We start from the raw sequence: 23,350 nt of genomic DNA on the forward strand, positions 1-23,350 counted from the left end.
GCGTGATCGACACGGTCGTCGAGACGGCCCGGGTCGCGGAGCGCAAGCCCGCGGCCCGGCGCCGCCGCCGCATCAACCGGGGCGAGGCCCTCTGGGGCTACGCGATGATCGCCCCCACCGGCCTCGGCCTGCTCGTCTTCTACCTGTGGCCGGTGCTGCAGACCGGATATCTCTCGTTCACCCACTCGGGACCGTTCGGCGGTGCGGCCCAGTGGACCGGGCTCGCGAACTATCGCGAGCTGCTGCACGACCCGGAGGTGCTGCGGGCCCTGCGCAACACCGTCGCGTACACGATCCTGGGTCTTCTCGGCGTACCGGTCGCCATGCTCTTCGCGGCCCTGCTGAGCAGGCCCGGCCTGCGCGGCGTCGCGGTCTACCGCACCCTGTTCTTCCTTCCGGTGGTCACCACCCCGGTCGCCGTCGCGATGATCTGGCGGTGGCTCTACAACGGCGACTTCGGCATCATCAACTACCTGCTGTCGCGGGCCGGGATCCCCGGGCCGCACTGGATCGCCGATCCGCGGACCGCGCTCTACGCGATGGTCGTCGTCGGCATCTGGATGGGGCTCGGCTACCACCTGGTCATCTTCGTGGCCGGCATCCAGGCGATCCCGCGCCACTACTACGAGGCCGCCGAGATCGACGGCGCCGGGCCGGTCCAGCAGTTCTTCCGGATCACCGTGCCGTTGCTGTCGCCGACCGTCTTCTTCCTCTCGGTGATCTCGGTGATCGGGTCGCTCCAGCTCTTCGACCTCGTCTACGTGCTGATGGGCGGCTCCGGTCAGAGCTCGCGCGCGAACCCGGCCTTCCCGAACACCGAGACGATCGTCTACCTGTTCTATGCCAAGGCGTTCCAGACCAACGACAAGGGGTACGGCGCGGCGATCGCGATGCTGCTGCTGGTCATCATCGTGGTCCTGACCGCGGTGCAGTTCCGGCTCCAGCGGCGGTGGGTGACCTATGCCTAGGTCGCGGTCGCCGCTCACCCACACGCTGCTGACCATCGGCGCGATCGGCATGGTCGCCCCGTTCACCTGGCAGTTGCTGACCTCGCTCAAGACGCTGCCGCACGCCACCCGGGTACCGCCGACGCTGGTGCCCGACGGGCAATGGAGCAACTATTCGCAGGTCTTCGACCTGCTGCCGTTCGGGCGGCAGTTCCTCAACACCCTGCTGATGACGGCCGCGCGGAGCATCGGCCAGGTGATCCTCTGCGCGATGGCCGCGTACGCCTTCGCCCGGCTGCGCTTCCCCGGCCGTACCCTCCTGTTCGGACTTTTTCTTTCGGTGTTGATGGTCCCGCCCCAGCTGTTCGTCATTCCGCAGTACGAGATCATCGCGAAGCTCGGCTGGCTCAACAGCCTGCCCGCGCTGATCGTGCCCGGGTTGTTCAGCGCGTTCGGCACCTTCCTGCTGCGGCAGTTCTTCCTCGGCCTGCCCGCCGAGCTCGACGAGGCGGCCCGGCTCGACGGCGCGAACCCGCTGCGCATCTGGTGGTCGGTGATGATGCCGCTGGCCCGGCCCGGGCTGGTCGCGCTCGCCATCCTCACCACGATCTGGTCCTGGAACGACTTCTTCTGGCCGCTGGTGGTCAACAACGACCCGGCGAAGATGACGCTCTCGGCCGGCCTGGCCTCCCTGCAGGGCCAGTTCATGACCGACTACCCGGTGCTGATGGCCGGGTCGCTGCTCGCCTCGCTGCCGGTCATCGCGGTGTTCGTGGTGATGCAGCGGCAGTTCGTCCAGGGAATCGCCTTCACCGGCATCAAGTGATCGAGAAGGGACAGTCATGCGAAGAACAGCCATCCTCGGCCTCGCCACCGTCCTCGCCGCCGGTCTCGGGGCCGGCCCGGCCTTGGCCGCGGCCACCACTCAGCACATCGCCGTACCCGCCTACTTCAGCCCGAGCAGCTCCTACTGGAGCCAGCTCACCCAGGGCGCGCCCGCGGTCGGCGTCGCGATCGCCAACCCGGACAACGGGCCCGGCACCGCCTTCGACCAGGGCTACGCCACCGCGATCCGGGCCGCGGCCAACGCCGGCGTGCGCGTCATCGGCTACGTCGACACCGGCTATTTCGGTACGACCGGACGCACCACCCGCACCGGCCAGACCACCACGGCGGCCTGGACCGCCCAGTCCGAAGGGGACGTCGCCACCTGGTATTCGCTGTACGGCGGGTACGGTCTCGGCGGCATCTTCTTCGACGACGGGCTGGCCGACTGCGGGCACGTCGGCCTCTACCAGGCGGTCAACACCTACACGAAGCAGAACCACCCGGGCGCCTACACCGTGGACAACCCGGGCACGGCGGCCGAGCAGTGCTACGCCGACGCGGCCGACACGATCGTCATGTTCGAGGGCACGTACGCCTCGTACACCGGGTGGAGCGCGCCCGCCTGGGAGCTCAGCTACGGCGACCCGAACAAGTTCTATCACCTCGTCTACGCCACCCCGAGCCAGGCCAACGAGGCGAACGCGATGGCCCTGAGCAAGCAGCGCAACGCGGGCTACGTCTACGTCACCCCGGACGACCTGCCGAACCCGTGGGACACCCTGCCGACCGGCGCCTACTGGTCCGACGAGCTGACGCGCGCTCTTTCTTCCGGTGGCGGTGGCGGTGGCGGCACGGGCTGCGCCTCGTCGGCCGGATCGGGCGCGATCACCGCGATCTCGGCCTGCAAGGACGCCACGTCGCTGCGGTTCCAGGCCACCTACAACACCGCGGCGAGCTTCCACCACGTCTACCTGAACACCGACAACAACGCGGCCACCGGCTTCCAGCTGCCGTCACCGTCGCCGTCCCGGCTCGGCGCCGACTACATGATCGAGAACAACATCCTCTACCGCAGCCTCTCCGCCGGCTGGAGCTGGACCCCGGTCACCGGCGTCAGCCCGAACATGACCGTCAGCGGCGCCACCTATTCGTGGACGGTGCCGCTGAGCGCGCTGGCGAACCCGGCGGCGAGCCAGCAGGCGGTGTTCAACGGCAACACCTTCTATACCAACCCGCTGACGTACGGGCAGTGAGAAAGTTCGGACCCCGCAGCAGCAGGGGCGGGCGTTCATCGCGTTGATGAGTTGGAGTAGTCCCCCAATACTCGAGGAGTCATCATGTCGCACTGGTATCGCCGACGGATCGCGGTCGGGGCGGCGGTGGCGGCGGTCGCCGTCGTCGCGGCCGGCATCGGGATCGGCACCGCCGACGCGGGCACGCAGGCCGCGGCCGCCGGCTGGGCACCGCCGCCCGCCAACGCACCCTTCGACTATCAGATCGGCGCGCCCTACACCCCGCCGGCCGGCGTGACCGTCGTGAGCCGCGACCACGACGCCGCCCCCGCGGCCGGCCTCTACAACATCTGCTACGTCAACGCGTTCCAGGCGCAGACCGACGCCGCCTCCTGGTGGAAGACGAACCACCCCGACCTGCTCCTGCACGACGCGAGGGGCAACCTCGTCATCGACAAGGACTGGAACGAGATCCTGCTCGACTACTCGACGGCGGCCAAGCGCAGCGGGCTCACTGCGGTCGTCGGCGCCTGGATCGACCAGTGCGCGAGCAAGGGCTTCAAGGGTCTCGAGCCCGACAACCTCGACTCCTACACCCGGTCGAAGGGACTGCTGACCGAGTCCCAGGCCGTCGCCTACGCTCAGTCCCTCGCCACCTACGCGCACGGCAAGGGGCTCGCCATCGGGCAGAAGAACGACGCCGAGCTGGGCACGGCCAACGCCCGGCAGGTCGGATTCGACTTCGCCGTCGCCGAGGAGTGCGCGGACTACAGCGAGTGCCAGGACTACACGGCCACGTACGGCAATCATGTGATCGTGATCGAGTACAAGCAGAGCGGGTTCACCAAGGCCTGCAACAGTTACGGCTCGACGCTGTCGATCGTGCTGCGGGACGTCGACGTCACCGCACCGGGCTCCGGCTCGTACGTCTTCAAGACCTGTTGACCGAGAGCACCTTCGACGATTTCGTGCAGGGCCGCGGCCGGGCCCTGCTGCGATTCGCGTACGTGCTCTCCGGTGACGCCGATCTCGCCGAGGACCTCGTCCAGGAGGTCCTCGCGCGGATGTACCGGCGCTGGGACCGGGTCACCGCCATGCAGCACGCGGAGGCGTACGTGCGCTCCGCGATCGTGCGGCAGTTCCTGTCCTGGCGCCGGCGGCGCTCGGCTCGCGAGGCGATCCTCGCCGAGGTGCCCGAGCCCGCCGGCGTCGCCGATCCCTATCGGGCCGAGCCGCAACAGCGCGTGCTGGCGCGCGACGAGATGTGGCGTTTGCTGGCCGGTCTGACGCGCGCCCAGCGAGCGGTCCTGGTGTTGCGCTTCTACTGCGACCTGCCCGACGACGAGATAGCGCGGCTGCTGGGCTGCGGCGAATCGACCGTACGGTCGCAGACGGCGCGGGCGCTCGCCCGGATGCGGACGATTCTTGGGCAGGAGGCCGCGCATGGCGAACGATGACCTGAACCGGATGCTCTCGGCGGCGTTGCGCGACGCGGCCGAACACGCGCCCTCCGACGACGGGCTGCTGACGGCCGTCCACCGGCGATCGGGCCGCTACCACCGGCGGCGCGTGGCCACGACGCTGTCCGCGGTCGCGGCGGCGCTCGCGGTGGGCATTCCCGGCGTGGCGGCGTTCCTGCTCCGGCCCCCGCCGGCTCCGCCGCCCGCCGTGACGAGCCTGCGGCTGGTGGAGGGCTACACGGCGCCGACGTTCCCCTACACGTTGCCGCCGACCAACGGCATGAAGGCGCCGGTCGCCTCGATCGAGAGCGATGACCTCGTCGCGTACTTCGAGGCAACCGAGGACCGGCACCACGCCGACACGACCGTCACCGTGTCGAGCCGCGAACCGGCGTTCACCGGGCCGGCCTCCGAGACGCCGGTGCTGGTCCGCGGGCATTCGGGCACGCTGCGCACCGTCCACGTCGAGCCGGCCCGGCGGCTCACCCTGTACTGGCGGGAGTCCGCGAGCCGGTGGATCCAGGTGGCCACGGACGACACGTACACCCCGCAGCAGGTCGTGAATCTCGCCGATTCGCTCATGCCGGCGGCGGTCGCCGTCCAGCCTCCCTTCCGGCTCGACCTGAGCCCCGAGGGGTTCCGCGTCAAGACCGTCAACGAGTCGACGATGAGCTTCGTCGCGCCGAACGGCAGCGAGCTCGACGTCGTGCTGCGCACCCGGCAGCCACTCGGCGACGTCAACGAGCAGGTCGGTCAGTACGACGCCACGCTCACCGGCCGCACCCTCGAGGTCGACGTCACCGACTGGAACGCCACGCTCGAGGTGCGCGAGACCGGCGAGACCACGATCAGCGAGGCCGACCTGGTGCGTTTCGCCGCCGGGGTGCACATCCTGGACAGCTCCAACCCCAAGTGAGACGCCTATTGACCTGCATCGATCGGTGCAGTCTCGTGTGAGGTATGCGGAAACTCATCGCCGTCGCCCTCGCGGCACTCACCGGGCTCGCCGGGGCGCTCGCGGCGCCGGCCGCCGTCCAGGCCGCCCCGTGCGCCTCCACCATCCAGATCGACTCCCTGACCTTCGACCCACCCCAGGTCGCGCCCGGGCAGGGCAGCACGGCCACCGTGGTCGTGCACAACTGCACCGCGCAGCCGCAGACCTTCTCGGTCATGACGATCGCCCGGTTCCTCGGCGCCACCAGCGGAATCCCGGCCGGATGCCCGGTCATCGACCCGCTGCCCCCACGGCAGGTCACCCTCGCCGGCGACGGCTCCTGGAGCGGCAGCACCGGCTACTCGGTCTTCTCCGGCTGCACGGCAACCACGCTGGAGGTGTCCGTCAGCGTCACCGACCCGGCCGGCACCTCGCTCGCCAGGGCCACCGCGGACCTCCCGATCGCCGCGGCCGCTCCGCCGTGCGCGGTGAGCTATCGCGTCACGTCCCAGTGGGACCGCGGCTTTGTCGCCCAGGCCACCATCACCAACACCACCGGCCAGGCGATCAACGGGTGGACGCTGACCTTCGCCTACAGCGCCGGGCAGCGGGTCACCTCCGCCTGGAACGCCGCCGTCACCCAGACGTCGACGGGCGCGGTCAGCGCCGGCGCCCTGGACTACAACGCCACCATCGCTCCTGGCGCGTCGGTCGCCTTCGGGTTCCTCGGCACCTGGTCGGGCAGCAACCCGGCGCCCTCGGCGTTCACCCTCAACGGCGCCGCCTGCCGCACCTGACACCAATCCGGCTCCGCCCGGCCTCCGGGCCGGGCGGAGGAGCGTCCCCACCACGATCGCTCTGCTCGATCGCTTTACTCCGTCGACGCGCGGGCAAGCGCCTGCCTGGTCCGGTTGCCGACGGCGTCGAGCTCGGGAGAGCTGCCGCGCACCTCGACGATGAGTTCGACGGCGGCCAGCAGGTACTCCAGGGCGATGACATGCTCATCGAAGGGAGCGTCGCCCTCGAACCAGTCGAGCACGACCTGGAAGTCGGCCACGACCGCCTCGACGTGAGCGGCCGCACGGCCGGGATCGCCGTTGCGCCGCATGCAGCGGGCCGATTCGAGCATCACCCGCCCCACGAGGGCGTGACTTTGGCCCAGCAGCCGCGTCACGATGCGCCCTACCAGTCCGAGGCCCTGCTGTTCCAACTGCGGATCGGGCTGAGCGGCGAACTCTGCGGTGATCCGTCGGGCGGCCACGGCGAGCGCGACACCGTCGACCCACTCCTGGGAACCCTCGGGAGCACAAGGCCGCTGCCCCAACCGCGCGATGCACGCCTCGGCCGCGACGGACAGCGCGGTCGCCGCTTCGATGAGCAGGTGAAAGCGCACTCGGTCCGGCTCCCGCGACGCGACCGCCAGGCGGGCGACTTCGAGCGCCACGGCCACCTCCTCGGTACCGGTCGGTGCCTTGCCGCGCCTCGCTCGCGCCAGGAGAGCCTCCGCCGACGCCCGCTCGTCGGGCGACGGCCCCACGGCATCGTCGTCGACGGGCAGCCCGAGCTCGAGCCGGTAGGAGATCCAGGCCAACGGGTCCTTGTCGGGGTCGGGCTCGTTCGCCGGATTGCCGGACGCGGCACGAACAACGCCGCCCGCGACGCGGTCCATCGCGAGCCGCGCATCGTCGAACGGCAGCGCGAACCGCTCGGTCAGGACGGCAAGAACATCGCGGCGGGATGTCTCCTCCTCGACCGCCGATCGCAGATATCGGACAAGGGCAGGCGCCGACGTTCCCCGTGCCAGGCGCACGGTCATTTCGTCCGTCCATTCCACCGGTCGAGGATGCCCGTCCCGATCTCGATCGCCAAGCAATTTGAGATACGAAAGTCCTGAGCCGGCCCCGTGGCGTGGTAGATCGAGCTCCGGCGATGCGTCGACCGTCTGCGATAGCCTGAGCGCCGTGCCGGTTAGACGCGCGGAACTCGTCATGGGCGTCGCGACGGTCGCGTTGGTCATCGACAGCTTCCTGCCGTGGTACGTCGAGCGCTGGTCGACTACCCGCTACGGCACCGGGCAGACGACCGAACATGCCACCGCGGCGTCGGCGTGGGCGGCCTCGACCGGCTGGTCGACCGGGATCGTGCTGGCGCTGGCGGCCGCGGGCGGCTGGCTGCTCTGGCCGCGGCGCTCGCCACGCGGGCGGGTCGCTGCCACGGTGGTCGTCGCGCTTGCCGCCGCGGTGACCACTGTCGGCACCTGGCTGCAGGCCCGGGTCGAATCATACGGCGGCGGCGCGTCCCTGACCTTTGTCACCACGTTTGCGGACGTGCCGCGGCCGGACGAAATAGTCAGGGACGCCTTGGCCTCAGGCTCGGCCGGCTGGGGCTACTACGGCGGCGTCCTGCTCATGCTGACGATCCTCGCCTGCGCCCTGTGCTCACCGCGGCATGAGCCGTGAGCTCGTCACCCCTTGACCACGATCGAGGGCAGAATGGCGCGCATCTGCGCGGCGGCCGCGTCGGGCTCGACGGCGTTGAAGATGAAGCCCAGCAGGGCGTCGGTGCCGACCCAGGCGCAGATCGAGATCTTTGCGCCGCTGAGGCCGGACTTGGCGCACTCGGCCTTGCCGCCGACGCTGCCCGCGTCGACCGCTTCCGGTTTCGCGCCGCCGAGCTGGCTCCCGGCGCTGCTGAAGAAGCTGTTGAGCTGAGTCTGCGCACCACCGGCGTTGAAGATCTCGCCGGTGCCGCCCCAGATGATGACACGGTGCGCCGCGTTCTTGGTGTCCTGGTACACCGCGGCGAACGGGTTGTCCAACCCGGCCTTGGTCAGCTGACTGCTCATGGCCTTTGCCGAGGACTGATCGGACGACTTCTTCAGCGTGCCGATCGTCGCCGGCGCCTGGAGCGTCACCTTCGCACCGGTCGAGGTGGCGCCGGACGACCCGGTCTTGTCGTCGGAGCCGAACTTGAGCACGAGCGCCACGATCCCGGAGCAGGCGACCAGGGCGAACACGGCCACGACCAGGCTGACGATCAGCCCGGTCCGGCGCTTCTTCACCGGCGGCTGCGGCGGGTAGCCCACGGGCGGCTGCGACGGGTAGCCGGTGGGGGCCTGCTGCCCGTACGCCGGTTGCTGGTAGCCCTGCTGCGGTTGCCCGTAGGGATCGGCACCGGGCTGGGCCGCAAACGGATCCGCGTACGGGTTCGGCTGCGCGCCGCCCTGCTGCTGCGGATAGTACGGTTGGCCGGAATAGGGCTGATTCGGCTGGTGCGGCTGGGGTGCGTACGGGTCGGACATCTGCTGCTCCTCGGCCGAATCTCGCCGGACGCGGCGAACTGGTGCTGGGCAGCATAATGTCCGTCGGCGCGCCGCACTGTCCCGCTTCAGCACTCGTCGGGAACCTCACAGCACCGGTCGGCGGGCAATTATCCGCAAGCTAGTCGTCGGCCGGACAAAATCCTCAGCCGAGCCGCCGGCGGAACTCCGCGTTGGCGGTGACGAAGACCTCGTTCAACCGCTCGAGCTCATGCTCCGCCGGTTCCCGCCGCAGCCCGACCTCGATCTGGAAGTCGCCGTCGGCGATCGACACGTCGAGGCGGTCAAGCAGGTCGGCGGGGAGCCGGGCGAGGACGGGCGACGACGGCCAGGCCGGGAACACGACACCGTCGGCGCCGACGTCGAGGACATCGAGGGCGGCAGCGGCGCCGACCACCTCACCGGCAACGCCGCGGCCAAAGGCCTCTGGGCGGGGGCGGCAACGACGTCATCCACGGCCTGGGCGGAACGACAACCTCGGCAGGAACGAGGGGCCGCGACTCGCTGTGCGGCGACGAGGGCGACGACACGCTCTTCGGCAACGACGAGACGCCCGAGGCCGCCGACCGCCTCGACGGCGGCCCCAACACGGGGGTGGGCGACGAGTGCAATCTCGACAGCGCCGACACGGCGGTCAACTGCGAACGCTGAGCCCGGATCGGCTGCCCGGATCCGCTGCCCCGGATCCGCTGCCCCGGATCCGCTGCCGGGGCCGAACGATCGCCAAATGTCCGAAAGGTCAGGTCGCGACCGCGGCTTGGCTCCCGGCCACTGCCGTTCGTGGCCGTGCCGGAGTACGCCGGTCTGTGGCGATTGCCTGACGGGCGGCGCACGGCCCGCTACATCGAGACGCGCACCTGACCGTCGTCGCCGATCGTGACGCCGGTGATCCGCGTGCCCGCCGGCAGGTCTCGCACCTGGTCGTGCAACTGCCCGGAGATGTTCACGCCGACGACGAAGTCGATGACGCCGATGTTGCTGACGTCGATCGAGCCGCCCAGCGCGGGCGTGACCTTGAAGTCGTACACCTGATCCGGGCCCGGGATCAGGCCCGCCCGCTCGGCCTCGGCCGCCAGCGTGCGCAGCAGATACTGCTCTTTGCCCTCGGCCGAGTTCAGGGCGGCGCTCAGCTCGTCCGCGGTCCGCCACGGCCGGGTGAGCGTGCCCTCGACGGTGTCCAGCCACCAGAAGCCGTCGGCCGCCCGGAAGAAGATGTCGCCGAACGCCGAGGCGAAGATCGGCGTCTTGCCCGCCAGGTCGAGCCAAGCCCATGATTCGGTCGCCATGGCGTACTGCTCGGGCGTGAAGGTCCTCGTCAGCTGCACCGCGGCAGTCAACCAGTACGCGAGCGCCACGTCGATAGCGCGGCCGGCCAAGGCTTACGGCATGAGCAGGATCGGTCTGATCACCCCAGCCCTATCCACACAGTGTTCCGACTGCTGATCGCCCTATACCAGCCTCCGCACTGCCACGGCCGTTTCCGGGAACTCGGTCAGCAGCACCGCGGGCCGGCCGAGGCCGGGCTCCGACGCAAGCCACTCGCCGGCGCAACCGAGCAGCTTGGCGACCGCGTCGGTGGCCGCCGGATGCTCGGCGATGACCGCGAGGGCCCCGGTCGCCGGGACAGCCCGCACCGGAGCCGCGCTGCTCGCGTTCCACGGCGCGGTCCAGTCGTCGAGGGCAGCCAGCGTGCCGGGGAACGTTCGGCCCGCCTCCCGGGTCAGCACCGGGACCAGCTCGGCGGCCTGCGCGCGCAGCGTGGTGATCAGGGTGGGCAGCCACGGCAGCAGCACCGGATCGGGCAGTCGGGCGAACGCCTTCGACAACGTCTCGACCACGAACGGCGCCAGCCGCGACACCGGCTCCAGCGCCTGCACGAAACCGCTCACGTACTGCGGGAACGCCGGCACGACCAGCGGGTTGGCCAGCAGGTCGTCGACCCGGGCGCGCAGGTCGGCCAGGGACAGCGCGCCGAGCTGGTGCCTGGCCGCCCAGAGCAGGGCCACCTTGGCCGGCGACTCGGGGTGGGACTGGCGGACCGCCAGCTCCAGCTGGGTGCGGTCGCAGCCGAGCGACAACGCCAGGCTCTCCATGCTGAACAGGAAGCCGAGCATCGCGCCGACCTGCCGGACGCCGGCCTCGTCGTCGACGAACGCGGTCGGCAGCAGGGTGCAGTAGTGCGCGTACCCCTCGGTGACGAACCGCTGGCACCAGCCGGGCAATGTGTGCCGGGGCAAAGATCGCCAGAACTGGCCGGGAGCAGTGCTGCGGTAGTGGGCCAGCAGCCGGCGGATGCGACGCAGGACCACCGGGGCGTCGTCGACCGTGCGCTCGGCGGCCAGCAGCTCGACCGCCCGCGCGCCCAGCTCGTCGGTCAGGCGCGGGGCGGTGAGGAAGAGCAGCGAGTCCTCGACCGCCTTGAGCGCCACGGCGGCGGTCGCCTTCGGGTCCCACGCGGCCCGGCGCAGGCGCTGCTCCAGCACCTGTTCGACGGTCACGCCCTCGTAGCCGAGCTCGATCACGGTGCGCTGGTGGCGGCCGAGGTCGAGATCCCAGCTCTCCTGGAAATGCTTCTCGCCCAAGCGGCGAGAGCCGATCACCGGGCGTACGGCGTGGTCGGGCAGCAGGTAGCGCAGCATCCAGAGCAGCTGGGAGCAGTCGGCGAGCTCCGGTCTCGCGGCCAGGTCGAGCAGGGCGCGCTTGATGGTGCGCTGCTCCAGGTTGAGCCCGAGCGGGGCGAGCCGGTCGTAGACGTCGCGGGCCAGCGGCGGCAGCGCGTCGTAGCCGACCTGGCCGACACGATCGCCGCCGAGCAGGATCTCGCAGAGCCGGTGCACATCCCGGCGACCGGGGACGACGTCCTTCTCGATGCAGGTGACCGCGGCATCGGAGAAGTCGTAGGGCGTGGGCCGGGCGCGGCCGCGCATGCCGGCCAGCAGGATCGACGTCTCGAAGATCGCGATCGCGTCGGCCGTGCTCGCCAGGTAGCCGTTGCGGCGGGCCAGCCGGACGATGTCCACGCACCAGCCGCGCAGCTCCTCCTCGTCCAGGCCGCCGAGCACGGGCGGGCCGGACAGGTAGCCGGTGAGCTGATCGGTCGGCGCCGCCTCGGCGCTCGGCAAAGGCAGCGCGGCCCGGCCCTTCTGCCCGGTCAGGCGGAACGGTTTGAGGCGGGTCTTGGTGAGCGACTTCTGCCAGGTGGCGGCCGCGATCGAGACCGAGCCGGGCGCGAGGCCGAACTGCGCCTCGATCGCGGAGTGACTGCTCGGGATGAGGCCGTACAGCCACTTCGTGCCGGTGCGCGGAGTGATCTCGAAGTCGGGGGTGCCGTCCGCCGAACCCACCTCGGCGAGCCGGCTCGCGGCGTGGAACGCCCCGCAGACGTACAGGCAGTCGGCCCGATCGGCACCGGTCGCGGCCAGGTGTTCGCGGATGCGGGTCCACATGTACCGTTCGCGGTCCTCGTCGCTGTCCCACCGCGCGGTGTCGTGCGGCGCGAGCCGCCGGAACAAACTTCCGATCAAAACCATCACTTGCCGGTACGTGTCATGGTCGGCGCCCGCGAGCGGCTGCTCCACGTACTGGTCCCACCACTCCGACCAGTGCCGGACCCGTCCGTGGTGCAGCAGGTGCTCCTCCAGCTCGGCGAAGCGGGGTCGCAGGTCGCCGATCTCGACGCCGACCGCGTCGCCGTGCAGATCATCCTCCGGCGCATCGGCCGGCGGCCCACTGGCCAAGGGCTGCCACTGGAAGACGTGGTCGGTGGACCGGTCGACGAGCACCAGTTCCACCCCGGGCGTCTCCACCGCGTACGCGATGGCCTGGTATTCGGCGGAGCCCTCGGTGACCGGGGCGATGACGCTCAGCGGCGCCGACTCGACCGGGAATCCGTCGAGCTCGGACGCGAACGCCTGCAGCGCGACCGGCAGCCGGCAGTTGCGCAGCTCGGTCAGCAGCGGCGTCAGATCTTCGCACAGCTCCAGGTAGATGACCTTCGGCTGTTTCTCGCGGAGCCGGCGGACCATGGCCAGCGCGGAGGCCGGCGAGTGGTGGCAGACCGGAAAGATCTCCAGCGGCTCGCGCAGCGCGTGCTCGACGTCGTCCACCAGCCCGGCGAGGATCTCCGGCAGCGCGTCCGGGCCGTCGCCGAGTGCCTCGGCGGCGCCGAGGAGTTGGGCCCGCAGGGCGTCGAAGGGCCCGCTCACGACAGGGTGGCGATCGCCTGGCGGCCGCCCTCCAGGAAGCCGGTCCACTCGCCGCCGTTCTCCTTGCTGCGCGGCTCGACCACGCCGTGCCAGTACTTGTTGAGGATGGCCAGGTCTTCCGGGCTGCGCCGGGCGAGCGAACCGACCAGCGAACCCGCGAGGGTCTCGGCGTTCAGCGCGGCGGCGCCGAAGAAGTTGCTGTGCAGGATCGCGTCCTCCAGCACACCGATCTGCTCGGCGGTGGACAGTGCCGACTCGAGCTTCTCCTCGTCGCTGGTGGCCGCGCCGGCCGCGGCACGCAGGTCGGCAAAGCTCTGCAGCAGCACGTCGAGCAGCGTGGGCGGCACCTCGAGCTCGATGTTGTGCCGGCGCAGCAGCTCCTCGGTGCGGAACCGGACGATCTCCGCCTCGCTCCTCTTGTTGGTCACCACGGGGATGCGGACGAAGTTGAACCGCCGTTTGAGCGCCGACGACAGATCGTTGACCCCGCGGTCGCGGCTGTTCGCCGTCGCGATGATCGAGAAGCCGGGCTTCGCGAAGACGATGTTGTCGGCGTCGAGCTCGGGGATGGAGATGTACTTCTCGGAGAGTATGGAGATCAGCGCGTCCTGGACGTCGCTGGTGGAGCGGGTCAGCTCCTCGAAGCGGCCGATGACGCCGCCCTCCATCGCGGTCATGATCGGTGACGGGATCATCGAGGCCCGGGACTGGCCCTTGGCGATCACCATCGAGACGTTCCACGAGTATTTGATGTGGTCTTCGGTGGTGCCGGCGGTGCCCTGCACCACGAGGGTGGAGTTGCGGCTGATCGCGGCGGCCAGCAGCTCGGCCAGCCAGCTCTTGCCGGTGCCCGGGTCGCCGATCAGCAGCAGGCCCCGGTCGGAGGCGAGGGTGACGATCGACCGCTCGACGAAGCTGCGGTCGCCGTACCACTTCTGCTCGACCTCGCGGTCGAGGCCGTCGGCGCGCTCGGAGCCGAGGATGAACAGGCGCACCATCTTGGGGCTCAGGCGCCAGGAGAACGGTTTCGGCCCGTCGTCGATCGACTCGAGCCAGTCGAGCTCGTCGGCGTACTTGACCTCGGCGGGCGGGCGCAGCATCTCAGTCATGGGTTCTCCAGAATCAAGAGTCAGGCGATGAAGTTCTTGAGCTCGACGACGAGCTTGCGGATGTGACCGGAGATCACCGGGGTGCCCAGGTCCTTGAAGCGCTGGCGGAACCACGGGTTGACGCTCTGGGCGCCGGAGCTGTTGACCGAGCCGACCGGGATGAAGCGGACGCCGGAGCGGTGCACCGCCTCGATGCCGTCGAACAGCGGCTGCGACCGGTCGAACTCGTAGAAGTCGGAGATCCACACCAGCACGGTGTTCCGCGGGTCGGCGATCTTGGGGCGGGCCAGGGCCATCGCGACCGGCCCGTCGTTGCCGCCGCCGAGGTTGGTGCGCAGCAGCACCTCGAACGGGTCGTGCACCCACGGCGTGAGGTCGAGCGCGCGAGTGTCGTACGCGATCAGGTGAACGTCCACCTTGGGCAGCCCCGCGAAGATCGACGCGAGGATGGTGCAGTTGACCATCGAGTCGACCATCGACCCGGACTGGTCGACCACGACGATCAGCCGGGCCGGCGTGACCCGTTTCGCGGTCTGCCGGTAGAAGAGCCGGTCGACGTAGAGGCGCTGGTCGTCGGGGTTCCAGTTGGGCAGGTTTTTCCAGATCGTGCGGTCGATGTCGAGGTTGCGGAACACCCGCTTCGGCGGGATCGTCCGGTCGATCGTGCCTGCGCCGGCCTGCGCGACCTGGGTGCGCAGCACCTCGGCGACCTCGTCGACGAACCGGCGGATCAGCCGCTTGGCGTTGGCGAGCGCGACACCGTCGAGGTTGTTCTTGTCCCGCAGCAGCTGCTCGATCAACGACATGCTGGGGGTGAGCTGCTTGGCCAGCTTGGGATCGGCGAGCACCTCGCGCAGGTGCATCCGCTTGACCAGGTCGCCCTCGAGACCGGCCAGCACCTCCCCCTCGGGACGGCCGCGCAGCTGACCCGGCTCGTGACCGAGCGCGCGCTCGAACCAGCCGGCGTCGGCCTGCCAGCGGGCCAGCTGACCCGCGCTGACCTCGCCGGAGCCGGTGGCGAAGACGTTGAGCAGCAGTTTCGAGGCGAGCGCGGCGCGGCGGACCTCGCCCTCGCGATCGTCGTCGCCGGGCGTCATCAGGCCGTCGAACTCGGCGGCCAGCTGAGGGAACCGCTGCACCACGTTGTCGATCGAGACGGTCGGGTCGAGCAGTGCCGTGGGCAGCCCCAGCTCGTCGACGACCGCGACGCTCGCCGACTCGAGCGTGGCCTGCTCCTCGGGATCGAAGAGCCGGGCCAGCAGTCGCCAGTAGAGAACCTGTCGCCGGTTTTCCGCGGCGTCGGCGCGCTCGGCCTCGGTGCGCCGGTTCAGCTCGTCGGTGGTCATTGGCGCAGCAGCCTTCCCGCGCGCTCGCGCAACACGTCGACGGCGGTGCCGGCGGCCGCCTCCGCCTTGGCGGCCTTGGCGTCGGGGGGGCCGAGCGCCCAGTCGCCGGTGTGCATGGCGACCACCTTCTTGCGGACGGTGGCCTGCACCGCGATCGGCTGAACCACCCAGCGGCCGCCGTCGCACCGCACCAGCCCGATGCACGCGGTGGAGGCGGCGACCAGCTCGGGGGTGAGCGGGCCGGCCGCGGGCAGCCGGTCGACATCCAGGCCGACGGTGACGCCGCCCAGATCGAACGCCTCGGCGGTCGCGGTGTAGCCCTCCAGCAGCACCGGCTCGGCGATCGCGGACGGGTGCCGGTCGAGCGGGGCGGTGGACGCCGCAACCGCACCGGCGAGCAGCACCCGGGCACTCGCGAACGGGTCGGCCGGCTCCCCTGCCGAGGCGCGCGCCTCGTCCCAGATCAGATCGCCGCCGGCGGTCAGCGTCATCTGCGCCACGGCGAGGCAGCGATGCTCGGCCAGGCCGGCCAGCAGGATCGGGAACGCGGAGAGCATGCGCCAGGCGGACGCACCGCTGATCGTGTCGACCTTGGCCGCGGCCACGCTGGTGCGCACCAGGCGGACCCCGCCGGCCGTTTCGAGCAGGCCGTGCACCTGGCAACGGAACACGGTCGGGTGCTCGTGCAGGTCGGCGCCGAGGATCAACAGCCGGCCGTCGACCGGGGCGGACGGCTCGGCGGGCAGGCCGTCCTGGGAGAGGATCAGCGCGCGGGCCCAGAGGTCGGCCCAGCGACGCACCGGCACCCGCGGCCGGGTGGCGACCGGGGCGGCCGCCCGCAGCTCGGCCGCGAAGCCGTCGAGCAGCACCGCGAGCCGGCGGCGGAGCCCGCTCGTCTCGTCGGGGATGGCGGGGTCGACGTCGAGCAGCGCCTGCACCGCCGGGGAACCGCCGGCGGCCAGCTCGTGGTCGACGCCCCGCCAGCCGGCGATCGCCAGCTCGCGCAGCCAGGACCGGCTGCCCGCGGCCGGGTGACCGGCGTCGGTCGTGGCGCCGGCGGCGGGATACGGCTCGCGGGTGCGGCCGAGTGCGGTGTCGAGGCCGGCGAGCAGCGCGTCGTGCGCCGCACCGAGCAGGGCCACCCGGCAACCGGCGAGCACGACCAGATGCTCGTCGGTCACCGTACCCGAAATGATCTTGCCGATCGCGTCGGTGACCCGATCGGCGAGCGGAGCCGCCGAGAAGGCCGCGACCAGGGCGTCGAGGGCGGCGGCGCGATCGTCGTCGAGCCGGGCCAGGCCGTGCACGAGAGCGTCGTCGAGGCCGTCGACCAGGGCGAACGCCTCGTCGAGGCCGGCCGGGTGTGCGCGGAGCGCGTCGGCGAGCATCACCGCACCACCGCGCCGGTGGCCGGGAACCACTGCAGCTCGGGCAGCGGATCGACGCTCGGCGGCAACGCGAGATAGGCAAGGTGGCGCAGGAAGCTGCTGAACACCTCGGGCGTCCGGTTGGGTGCGGCGATCGGGTGCAGCATCGACCAGAGGTCGGTCTCGTCCTCGGGCGGCTCGACCTTGAGGTAGCGGGCGACGCGGTCGGCACCGTACTGCGCGACGGCGGCCTCGACCAGCGCGCGCAGATGGTTGCAGGGGTGGGCGCCGCTGAGCCCACCGCACGGGCGGTTGTTGTTGGTGTTGCAGCTCAGGCCGTGCTCGCCCGCGGTGATCGACGAAACGTAGACCCGGGAGACGTCCGACCCGCTCGACACCACTCCCTGCAGCCGGCCCTCGGCCAGCTCCACGAACGGCACCTTGGCCAGCTTGCGGGGCCGCACCGACGCGATGACAGGGGCTGCGCTGCGCCGCTCGTAGGCGACGCCCTCGCTTGTCACAACCGATCCTCCTTCGAACAGGTGCGCGTAGTTGTATCGGATGGGTCCGACAAAAACTCGCGCCGAGTCTCCCTATATAACGGTTGACGTTATATATCGGTGGAGGTAGTGTCCGGCGCATGCAGGAGCCGACGTTCTTGATCCTGACCGCCTTGGCGGCGGAGCCGGCACACGGGTACGGGGTGATCCGTGCGGTCGAGCAGTTGTCCCAAGGGGAGGTCGTGCTGCGGCCCGGGACGCTGTACGGCGCCCTCGACCGGCTGACCGAGCAGGGCCTGGTGGAGGTTGATCGGGAGGAGGCCGTCGACGGGCGGCTGCGCCGCTACTACCGGCTCACCGACTCCGGCGCCGCGGCACTCTCGGCGCAGGTGGAGCGGCTTCGCCGGAACGCGGAAGCGGCGGCGGCGCGGTTGCGCATCGCCTTCGGCGGTGCCTGATGGGCGCTCGCCTGGAACGCCGCTTCCGGCGGCTGATGTGGGCCTATCCGCGGCATTACCGGGCCGGTCACGGGCCGGAGATCGTCACGACCATGGTGGATCTGGCGGAGGCGGGGCGCGCCCCCGGTGCCGGGCAGATGCTGCATCTGGTGCTGTGCGGGCTGCGGCAACGGTTCCGGCTGCCCGCCCGCCGGCCGTTGGCGTGGGTGGCCGCCGTGCTCGCGGCGGTGGTGCTGGGTGGCTTCGGTGCGGCGGCCGGCACGTGGCTGGGCTGGCGTACCGCCGCACCGCTTCCGTCCACCTCGGAGATGTGGGCGCTCAACACCGCGGTGACCGGCATGTCGGCCCCCTCGTTCTCGTGGGTGGCGTCGGACACCTCGGCGATGGGCGGACCGAGCATGGCGGTGCGGGCCTCGGGAACCGGCGACTACTCGGCCGAGCGCATCCGGTCCGCCCTGTCGGCCGCCGGCTGGCACCTCACGTCCTTCCGGCAGGAGGCCACCGATCAGTCCACCCGTATTGAAAGCAGCACAGGCGGGATAACCATCCCCCCGCAGACGTCCGCCTATTTCCAGGCGACCAAGGGGGCGACGAGGCTCTCGGGCAGCGGCACGGTTACCAACGACGCCGGCGTGGCCGGCCAGGGGGACTACCGCATCGACGTCTGGCCGCGGGAGCCGATCCTGGTACGGCCGTTGACCGTCGCCGGAATTGTCGTCGGTGCCGTGCTGGGCTGGCTGCTGGCCGCGGCGGGGGCATATCGGGTGCGAGGAAGCGGACCAATTCCTCGCCGGCTGGCGACGGTGTTGTCCACGGCGGGCTTCGCGGCCGCGATCATCGCCGCGTACCAGCATTACTGCGATGCGTACCAGGTGATGGTCTACGCCCACGGCTCTCCCGAGCCTTACGTCGTCTACGGCCCGAGCGATTTCCCGTTGACCTCCGCCGGCACCGTCGCGGGCCTGCTCGCCTTCGCCGCCGCCCTCGCCGTGGCACGTCCCCGGCGCGCACCCGCACTCCCGATCCAGGAAGGCCTCAGCGGAAATGCGGTAGTGCCGGATCAGGGATGATCTCCGGCGAGAAGGACGGCGTTCTACTTCCCCTCGGGCACCTGTCCCTTGACCTCGTCGTAGCTGACCTTGGCGGGCGCCTCAGTCGGCACGTAGATCACCCGGAGCACACCCGTCGGGAACGTCTCGGTCGCCGTCACCTTCAGGTGGTACGGCGTGTCTCCGTCGTCGAACAGCCGGCGGCCCTTGCGCGCCGCCACCGGATGCACCAACAGGCGCAGCTCGTCGATCAGTCCCGCGGCGAGCAGCTGCTGCACCACGGAGATCGAGCCGGGGATGAGGATGCCCTTGCTGCCGGCATCGGCCTTGAGCGCGGCGACGGCCTCGACGAGGTCGCCCCCGATCAGCTCGGAGTTGCGCCACGAGAACTCCAGCGGCTGGCGCGAGACGACCACCTTGCGCACGTCCCCGAGCTGCTTGGCGAACGACGCGTCGTCGCCACCCGCCGCCTCGCGGCCGGGCCACGCTCCGGCAAAGCTGTCGTACGTCACCCGGCCGATCAGCAGCACGTCGGCCGTGTCGTAGTCCTCGCCCACGGCGCGGCCCATGTTCTCGTCGAAGTACGGGAAATGCCAGTCGAGATCGATCTCGGCCACACCGTCGGCCGAGATGAACAGCGTGGAGACGACCTTTGCCATTGCCGTGATCCCTTCGGTGGTGTCAGCAGGCGCCGGAGATCAGGGTAGGCCGGTGGTGACCGCGACCGGGACCGCGATCACCACCGAGCGGCGTGTCTCCCGGAAGGTCAGAACGACAGCATCCCGCTGACCAGCGCCTGCCACGTCATCGGGCCGACGATCCCGTCGACCGCCATCGACGGCACGTCGGCGTGGATCGCGGACTGGAAATCGCGTACGGCAGCATCGGTTTTCGGCCCGAAGATGCCATCGACCGCAAGTCCCTTCGACGGGTCGCCGGAAAGGTTGCGGAACTGGAACTCCTCCTGCACGCCGCGCACCGCGTCGCCCTGCGCGCCCTGCTTGACCTCGATGATCAGCGCACCCCAGGTCTTCGGGCCGACGATGCCGTCGACGGTGAGGCCCTTGTCGTGCTGGAAGCTACGGACCGCCGCGTCGGTCTGCGGCCCGAACTGGCCGTCGACCGTCACCGTCTTGCCGCGCGCCCGCAGCAGATATTGCAGAGTAGGTACCGGATGTTCCTTGGCGCCCTGGCTGATCTGGGGCCACGGGCTCAATGTGCCTGCCATGCGAATCGCCTCCTTCCGCTACGTCTTACCGCCCAGCCCGACCCGGATCACCAATACTGTCCTTGATCTCTTGGGAGAGAGCGGCGATCTCTGGGGAGAGGGCGGCGTCCACCTCAGCCGAACATCGCCGCCACCTGCTCGGCCATCTCGTCGGCGGAGACGTCGCGCAGGTGCCGGTCGATCGCCCAGCGGTGGCCGGACGGATCGAGGAACTGCGCCGTACGGTCGCCCCAGAACGCGTCGTGCGGCGCCTCGAAGGCCGTGGCCCCCGCCGCGATCGCCCGGTCCCAGACGGCATCGACATCCGGCACCGGCAGGTGGAACGCGGCCGGCGTGCCGCCCAGCGCGGCCGGCGTGCGCATGCCCCGGTCGGGCCACTCCCCCGCCAGTGCGAGCACGGTGTCGCCCACGTGCAGCTCCACCGTCAGCGGGCGGCCGTCGGGCAGCGGAACCCGGCCGGTCTCCCGCGCGCCGAGCACCTCGGCATACCACGCAGCGGCGGCGTCGGGATCGTGCACCACCAGATGAACAGCAATCTGCGTCATGCACCGACCATACACAGTGTCTGGTCACGGTGTCCAGACAATCTATGCGGTACGGTGTCAGCGTGGTTGCCCGCCGTGACACGCCCCAGCAGGCCGATTCCGAGCTGCGCGAACGCATCCTCGACGCGCTGCGCCGGCTGCTGAGCGAACGCCCCTTCGACGCCCTCAGCGTCGCCGACATCATCGCCGCCGCGGGCGTCTCCCGGGCCAGCTTCTACTTCTACTTCCCCGGCAAACAGGCGGCGCTGGCCGACCTGGTGCGCCGCGCGGTGGGCGCGGGCCACCGGGCCGCCCAGCCGTGGGTGCGGGCCCAGGACGACCCCCGCGAGGCACTCCGCGCCGGCATCGACGCCGGCGCCGGGCTGTGGCAGGAGAACGCGGCCGTGCTCCGCGCGATCGTGGAAAGCTGGGCCTCCGACCCGCAGCTGCGCGAACTATGGCTGGCCCAGATGGCGACGTTCACCGAGGCGGCGGTCGCCCGGATCAAGGACGACCCCGAGGTCACCGCCCGGGTCGGCGACCTCGACGTGCACGCGCTCGCCGCCTCGCTGACCTGGACCGGCGAGCGCCTGTACTACCTGGCCGCCTGCGGCGTCCCGCCGTTCGACGACCGGGCGGTCCTCGTCGACACCCTGACCCATCTGTGGGTGTCGGCACTGTACGGGGATTAACTGCACGACCAGACGAACGCCCCGGGAACTCGCCGACCTCAAGGCCGCGCACCAGGACATCGCGAAGTACAAGGCCAACACCGGCACCGACCCAGCCGACGCCGCACCAGCAACCCCCGAGCCAGCGAAGCCGAGCAATGCTCAGAACCTGTGGATCGGGGACTGTCTCGCTAACGGCTCTGTCTGACTTTCAGTGGTGACGGAAAGTGATCGGCCTCGTTGTGCCCGCATGATTGATGTCGATGAACTGGTCCGTATCGTGTTTTCGGGCCTGTCTCCGCTAGTGATCGAACGGGTCGCTGAGCAGGGCGAACTGATCCTGATTCAGGCACGAACACCGCTGGGAATCGTGGCGTGTCCGGGCTGCGGGGCACCGTCGCAGCGGGTGCATGGCTATCACGAACGGGTCGTCGCCGATGTGCCGGTCGATGCCCGACGGGTCGTGCTGCGGGTCCGGGTGCGGCGCCTTGTCTGCCCGACCCGTGGCTGCCGGCAGACGTGCCGCGAACAGGTCCCCGGCGTGCTGGAACGCTGTCAACGCCGGACATCACGGCTGGCCGGCCAGATCGGCGCCGTGGTCAGGGAGTTAGCCGGCCGGGCCGGTGCTCGCCTGTTATCGGCGTTGACAGTGCTGATCTCCCGGCACACCGCTCTGCGGATCCTGCTCGGACTGCCGCCATCACCGCGGCCGACGCCGCGGGTGCTGGGGGTGGACGACTTCGCGCTGCGCCGCAGCCGGCAGTACGCGACGGTCCTGATCGATGCCGAGACTCATGAACGTGTCGATGTCCTGCCCGGCCGCCGAGCCGACACTTTGGAAGCCTGGCTGCGTGGGCATCGCGGCGTGAAGATCGTCTGCCGGGACTCGCCCGCCACCTATGCCGAAGCGATCCGTCGTGCGCTGCCCGACGCGGTCCAGGTCGCTGATCGCTGGCATCTGTGGCACAACCTCGCCGAAGCCGTCGTCAAAGAGGTTGCAGCGCACAGCGTCTGCTGGGCCAAGGCCGGCCCGCCACCGCGCGACGGGCCCCAGGCCGCGACGACCCGGGAACGGTGGCAGCAGATCCACGCCCTGCTCGACGAAGGCGTCGGCCTGCTCGAATGCGCGCGCCGGCTGAACCTGTCCCTGAACACGGTCAAGCGTCACCGAACCAGACGGCTGGTCCGCGCACCGAAGTACCGGCTCACCCTCGTCGACCCCTACCGCGAGCACCTACGCCGCCGCCGCGAACAGAACCCCGCGATCCCGGTGCTGCACCTGTTCCACGAGATCAAGACCCGGGCTACACCGGCAGCCTGAACCCGCTCCACAAGTACATCCACCAAGGCCGCGTCGAGGCCGACCGCCTGCCCGCAGATGACCACCCTGGCCAACCTGGTGACCTCGTTCGCCGCGCTGCTCACACCCTGTGATGACAACGCGGAGCTGCTCACCGACTGGATCACCGGTGTCCGGGACGAAGACCTGCCCCACCTGAACGCCTTCACCCGACGAAACTGCTGAAACGCCGAATGTATGGACGCGCCAGCTTCGAACTCCTACGCCACCGCATCCTGCTCGGCTGAACACTCACCGACAGTCACCACCGAAAATGAGACAGAGCCGTTAAATTGACAGACCCTCCAGCGACGGCGAACCCCATTCGTCACATAGAGTAGCTGCCCCAGCACAATGTCAGACTAGCGAGTCATCGATTCTGGTCGCCCAGATCGGTTCGAACACAGACTGCCAATTGGGCAAGTTTCCTGCGATTGTTGCCTCGTCGTCCTCTACATAGTCGGGCAGCTGTTCGGCAAGACCAACAACGTCTCCGACATAAAATGCCGCCGACGTCGCGACGAGTCGCATCCTTGCAACCGGGAGAAAGGCCATCTTGAGCACGAAAATCCCGTCGAGGTATTGCGGTTCAGAGCCAACGATATTCCAAGCGGTCTTGTCGATGTACTGCTCATCTGCTGACCATGTGAATTCTCGCACACCGCGCGCAGCAAGCACCGCCGTATTGCCTTCCATCAAATTCATCGCAGTGCGAAGCTCAAACAACAGTCCAACCGTGGACGAAAGTGCATCCAGGCGTGCGCTCAGAAGTTGGGCTTCGTGAAGGACATCTTCCTGCCGCAACGGATCCACGTCCACGGGCGCTGCACGCAC

The 23,350-nt window shown here is 70.1% G+C and carries 25 protein-coding genes and 1 pseudogene; 13 read left to right on the top strand and 13 right to left on the bottom strand.

What is annotated here, in order from left to right:
- The first annotated feature begins 2 nt into the window (after nucleotides 1–2).
- The 7 genes from ODJ79_RS34875 to ODJ79_RS34905 all read left to right on the top strand — a co-directional run bounded on the left by ODJ79_RS34875 (nucleotide 3) and on the right by ODJ79_RS34905 (nucleotide 6,198).
- The gene (locus ODJ79_RS34875) at nucleotides 3–968 is read left to right on the top strand and encodes a carbohydrate ABC transporter permease (protein ID WP_263027915.1); all 966 of its coding nucleotides are present in this window, start codon (nucleotides 3–5) and stop codon (nucleotides 966–968) included.
- Nucleotides 961–1,773 (top strand): carbohydrate ABC transporter permease, encoded by an 813-nt coding sequence (locus ODJ79_RS34880; RefSeq protein ID WP_263027916.1) that lies wholly within the window; start codon nucleotides 961–963, stop codon nucleotides 1,771–1,773. Before ODJ79_RS34875 ends, ODJ79_RS34880 begins: the two co-directional genes overlap by 8 nt.
- A 16-nt stretch (nucleotides 1,774–1,789) precedes the next feature.
- On the top strand, nucleotides 1,790–3,028 hold the full coding sequence (locus ODJ79_RS34885; RefSeq protein WP_263027917.1) for a spherulation-specific family 4 protein: 1,239 nt from the start codon (nucleotides 1,790–1,792) through the stop codon (nucleotides 3,026–3,028).
- 84 nt (nucleotides 3,029–3,112) lie between these two features.
- Nucleotides 3,113–3,952: an endo alpha-1,4 polygalactosaminidase gene (locus ODJ79_RS34890; protein WP_263027918.1), complete on the top strand. Its 840-nt coding sequence runs from the start codon at nucleotides 3,113–3,115 to the stop codon at nucleotides 3,950–3,952.
- Entirely contained in the window at nucleotides 3,949–4,464 is a 516-nt protein-coding gene (locus tag ODJ79_RS34895; RefSeq protein WP_263027919.1) for a SigE family RNA polymerase sigma factor, read from the top strand. Before ODJ79_RS34890 ends, ODJ79_RS34895 begins: the two co-directional genes overlap by 4 nt.
- Nucleotides 4,451–5,383, top strand: a complete 933-nt coding sequence (locus tag ODJ79_RS34900; protein ID WP_263027920.1) for a hypothetical protein — start codon at nucleotides 4,451–4,453, stop codon at nucleotides 5,381–5,383. The genes ODJ79_RS34895 and ODJ79_RS34900 overlap by 14 nt, the downstream gene beginning before the upstream one ends.
- A 44-nt stretch (nucleotides 5,384–5,427) precedes the next feature.
- On the top strand, nucleotides 5,428–6,198 hold the full coding sequence (locus ODJ79_RS34905; RefSeq protein ID WP_263027921.1) for a cellulose-binding domain-containing protein: 771 nt from the start codon (nucleotides 5,428–5,430) through the stop codon (nucleotides 6,196–6,198).
- 74 nt (nucleotides 6,199–6,272) lie between these two features.
- Here the strand turns inward: ODJ79_RS34905 and ODJ79_RS34910 are convergent, their stop codons facing one another.
- Nucleotides 6,273–7,235, bottom strand: coding sequence for a hypothetical protein (locus tag ODJ79_RS34910; protein WP_263027922.1), 963 nt, complete (start codon nucleotides 7,233–7,235; stop codon nucleotides 6,273–6,275).
- Between the two features lie 127 nt (nucleotides 7,236–7,362).
- Between ODJ79_RS34910 and ODJ79_RS34915 the strand changes: the two genes are divergently transcribed.
- Nucleotides 7,363–7,860, top strand: a complete 498-nt coding sequence (locus tag ODJ79_RS34915) for a hypothetical protein (RefSeq protein ID WP_263027923.1) — start codon at nucleotides 7,363–7,365, stop codon at nucleotides 7,858–7,860.
- Nucleotides 7,861–7,865: 5 nt separating this feature from the next.
- Here the strand turns inward: ODJ79_RS34915 and ODJ79_RS34920 are convergent, their stop codons facing one another.
- Both ODJ79_RS34920 and ODJ79_RS34925 read right to left on the bottom strand, forming a co-directional pair.
- Nucleotides 7,866–8,702 carry a hypothetical protein gene (locus tag ODJ79_RS34920; protein ID WP_263027924.1) on the bottom strand — a complete coding sequence of 279 codons (837 nt, stop codon included), beginning with the start codon at nucleotides 8,700–8,702 and terminating at the stop codon, nucleotides 7,866–7,868.
- A 163-nt stretch (nucleotides 8,703–8,865) separates the two neighbouring features.
- Entirely contained in the window at nucleotides 8,866–9,117 is a 252-nt protein-coding gene (locus ODJ79_RS34925; protein ID WP_263027925.1) for a hypothetical protein, read from the bottom strand.
- 62 nt (nucleotides 9,118–9,179) lie between these two features.
- Here ODJ79_RS34925 and ODJ79_RS47265 point away from each other — a divergent pair, with 62 nt between their 5' ends.
- Complete coding sequence (locus tag ODJ79_RS47265) at nucleotides 9,180–9,371, top strand: hypothetical protein (RefSeq protein WP_411267400.1); 192 nt, start codon at nucleotides 9,180–9,182, stop codon at nucleotides 9,369–9,371.
- Nucleotides 9,372–9,559: 188 nt separating this feature from the next.
- On the opposite strand, the gene ODJ79_RS34930 is transcribed toward ODJ79_RS47265, so the two are convergent.
- The 6 genes from ODJ79_RS34930 to ODJ79_RS34955 form a co-directional block, all read right to left on the bottom strand.
- Nucleotides 9,560–10,096: a DUF1851 domain-containing protein gene (locus tag ODJ79_RS34930; RefSeq protein WP_263027926.1), complete on the bottom strand. Its 537-nt coding sequence runs from the start codon at nucleotides 10,094–10,096 to the stop codon at nucleotides 9,560–9,562.
- Nucleotides 10,097–10,168: 72 nt separating this feature from the next.
- A complete protein-coding gene (locus ODJ79_RS34935) occupies nucleotides 10,169–12,925 on the bottom strand; it encodes a DUF5682 family protein (protein WP_263027927.1) in 2,757 nt (918 codons plus the stop codon).
- A complete protein-coding gene (locus tag ODJ79_RS34940; protein WP_263027928.1) occupies nucleotides 12,922–14,034 on the bottom strand; it encodes an ATP-binding protein in 1,113 nt (370 codons plus the stop codon). The genes ODJ79_RS34935 and ODJ79_RS34940 overlap by 4 nt, the downstream gene beginning before the upstream one ends.
- Before the next feature lie 20 nt (nucleotides 14,035–14,054).
- Nucleotides 14,055–15,380 (bottom strand): vWA domain-containing protein, encoded by a 1,326-nt coding sequence (locus tag ODJ79_RS34945; protein WP_263027929.1) that lies wholly within the window; start codon nucleotides 15,378–15,380, stop codon nucleotides 14,055–14,057.
- Nucleotides 15,377–16,768 (bottom strand): hypothetical protein, encoded by a 1,392-nt coding sequence (locus ODJ79_RS34950; RefSeq protein WP_263027930.1) that lies wholly within the window; start codon nucleotides 16,766–16,768, stop codon nucleotides 15,377–15,379. The genes ODJ79_RS34945 and ODJ79_RS34950 overlap by 4 nt, the downstream gene beginning before the upstream one ends.
- Nucleotides 16,768–17,268 carry a hypothetical protein gene (locus ODJ79_RS34955; protein WP_263027931.1) on the bottom strand — a complete coding sequence of 167 codons (501 nt, stop codon included), beginning with the start codon at nucleotides 17,266–17,268 and terminating at the stop codon, nucleotides 16,768–16,770. Before ODJ79_RS34955 ends, ODJ79_RS34950 begins: the two co-directional genes overlap by 1 nt.
- A 119-nt stretch (nucleotides 17,269–17,387) precedes the next feature.
- Here ODJ79_RS34955 and ODJ79_RS34960 point away from each other — a divergent pair, with 119 nt between their 5' ends.
- Together ODJ79_RS34960 and ODJ79_RS34965 are read left to right on the top strand one after the other, a co-directional pair.
- A complete protein-coding gene (locus tag ODJ79_RS34960; protein ID WP_263027932.1) occupies nucleotides 17,388–17,705 on the top strand; it encodes a PadR family transcriptional regulator in 318 nt (105 codons plus the stop codon).
- Nucleotides 17,705–18,775, top strand: coding sequence for a hypothetical protein (locus ODJ79_RS34965; RefSeq protein WP_263027933.1), 1,071 nt, complete (start codon nucleotides 17,705–17,707; stop codon nucleotides 18,773–18,775). The genes ODJ79_RS34960 and ODJ79_RS34965 overlap by 1 nt, the downstream gene beginning before the upstream one ends.
- 23 nt (nucleotides 18,776–18,798) lie before the next feature.
- Here the strand turns inward: ODJ79_RS34965 and ODJ79_RS34970 are convergent, their stop codons facing one another.
- From ODJ79_RS34970 to ODJ79_RS34980, 3 genes are all read right to left on the bottom strand, one after another.
- The gene (locus tag ODJ79_RS34970; protein ID WP_263027934.1) at nucleotides 18,799–19,413 is read right to left on the bottom strand and encodes a dihydrofolate reductase family protein; all 615 of its coding nucleotides are present in this window, start codon (nucleotides 19,411–19,413) and stop codon (nucleotides 18,799–18,801) included.
- Nucleotides 19,414–19,520: 107 nt separating this feature from the next.
- Entirely contained in the window at nucleotides 19,521–19,982 is a 462-nt protein-coding gene (locus ODJ79_RS34975; RefSeq protein WP_263027935.1) for a peptidoglycan-binding domain-containing protein, read from the bottom strand.
- A gap of 113 nt (nucleotides 19,983–20,095) precedes the next feature.
- On the bottom strand, nucleotides 20,096–20,527 hold the full coding sequence (locus ODJ79_RS34980; RefSeq protein ID WP_263027936.1) for a VOC family protein: 432 nt from the start codon (nucleotides 20,525–20,527) through the stop codon (nucleotides 20,096–20,098).
- Between the two features lie 62 nt (nucleotides 20,528–20,589).
- Between ODJ79_RS34980 and ODJ79_RS34985 the strand changes: the two genes are divergently transcribed.
- Together ODJ79_RS34985 and ODJ79_RS34990 are read left to right on the top strand one after the other, a co-directional pair.
- Complete coding sequence (locus ODJ79_RS34985; RefSeq protein WP_263027937.1) at nucleotides 20,590–21,198, top strand: TetR/AcrR family transcriptional regulator; 609 nt, start codon at nucleotides 20,590–20,592, stop codon at nucleotides 21,196–21,198.
- 229 nt (nucleotides 21,199–21,427) lie between these two features.
- A pseudogene (locus tag ODJ79_RS34990) lies at nucleotides 21,428–22,764 on the top strand (ISL3 family transposase).
- Nucleotides 22,765–22,873: 109 nt separating this feature from the next.
- On the opposite strand, the gene ODJ79_RS34995 reads toward ODJ79_RS34990, so the two are convergent.
- Nucleotides 22,874–23,335 carry a hypothetical protein gene (locus ODJ79_RS34995; protein ID WP_263027938.1) on the bottom strand — a complete coding sequence of 154 codons (462 nt, stop codon included), beginning with the start codon at nucleotides 23,333–23,335 and terminating at the stop codon, nucleotides 22,874–22,876.
- Between the last annotated feature and the right edge of the window lie 15 nt (nucleotides 23,336–23,350).

Origin of the sequence: Actinoplanes sp. KI2, assembly GCF_025630775.1 — a bacterium.
GTDB lineage: Bacteria > Actinomycetota > Actinomycetes > Mycobacteriales > Micromonosporaceae > Actinoplanes.

What these genes read in the sequence shown, in the direction of transcription:
- ODJ79_RS34880 (WP_263027916.1), top strand. Translation starts at nt 961, where the DNA reads ATGCCTAGGTCGCGGTCGCCGCTCACCCACACGCTGCTGACCATCGGC.
- ODJ79_RS34885 (WP_263027917.1), top strand. Translation starts at nt 1,790, where the DNA reads ATGCGAAGAACAGCCATCCTCGGCCTCGCCACCGTCCTCGCCGCCGGT.
- ODJ79_RS34890 (WP_263027918.1), top strand. Translation starts at nt 3,113, where the DNA reads ATGTCGCACTGGTATCGCCGACGGATCGCGGTCGGGGCGGCGGTGGCG.
- ODJ79_RS34900 (WP_263027920.1), top strand. Translation starts at nt 4,451, where the DNA reads ATGGCGAACGATGACCTGAACCGGATGCTCTCGGCGGCGTTGCGCGAC.
- ODJ79_RS34905 (WP_263027921.1), top strand. Translation starts at nt 5,428, where the DNA reads ATGCGGAAACTCATCGCCGTCGCCCTCGCGGCACTCACCGGGCTCGCC.
- ODJ79_RS34920 (WP_263027924.1), bottom strand. Translation starts at nt 8,702, where the DNA reads ATGTCCGACCCGTACGCACCCCAGCCGCACCAGCCGAATCAGCCCTAT.
- ODJ79_RS34940 (WP_263027928.1), bottom strand. Translation starts at nt 14,034, where the DNA reads ATGACTGAGATGCTGCGCCCGCCCGCCGAGGTCAAGTACGCCGACGAG.
- ODJ79_RS34945 (WP_263027929.1), bottom strand. Translation starts at nt 15,380, where the DNA reads ATGACCACCGACGAGCTGAACCGGCGCACCGAGGCCGAGCGCGCCGAC.
- ODJ79_RS34950 (WP_263027930.1), bottom strand. Translation starts at nt 16,768, where the DNA reads ATGCTCGCCGACGCGCTCCGCGCACACCCGGCCGGCCTCGACGAGGCG.
- ODJ79_RS34960 (WP_263027932.1), top strand. Translation starts at nt 17,388, where the DNA reads ATGCAGGAGCCGACGTTCTTGATCCTGACCGCCTTGGCGGCGGAGCCG.
- ODJ79_RS34965 (WP_263027933.1), top strand. Translation starts at nt 17,705, where the DNA reads ATGGGCGCTCGCCTGGAACGCCGCTTCCGGCGGCTGATGTGGGCCTAT.
- ODJ79_RS34970 (WP_263027934.1), bottom strand. Translation starts at nt 19,413, where the DNA reads ATGGCAAAGGTCGTCTCCACGCTGTTCATCTCGGCCGACGGTGTGGCC.
- ODJ79_RS34975 (WP_263027935.1), bottom strand. Translation starts at nt 19,982, where the DNA reads ATGGCAGGCACATTGAGCCCGTGGCCCCAGATCAGCCAGGGCGCCAAG.
- ODJ79_RS34980 (WP_263027936.1), bottom strand. Translation starts at nt 20,527, where the DNA reads ATGACGCAGATTGCTGTTCATCTGGTGGTGCACGATCCCGACGCCGCC.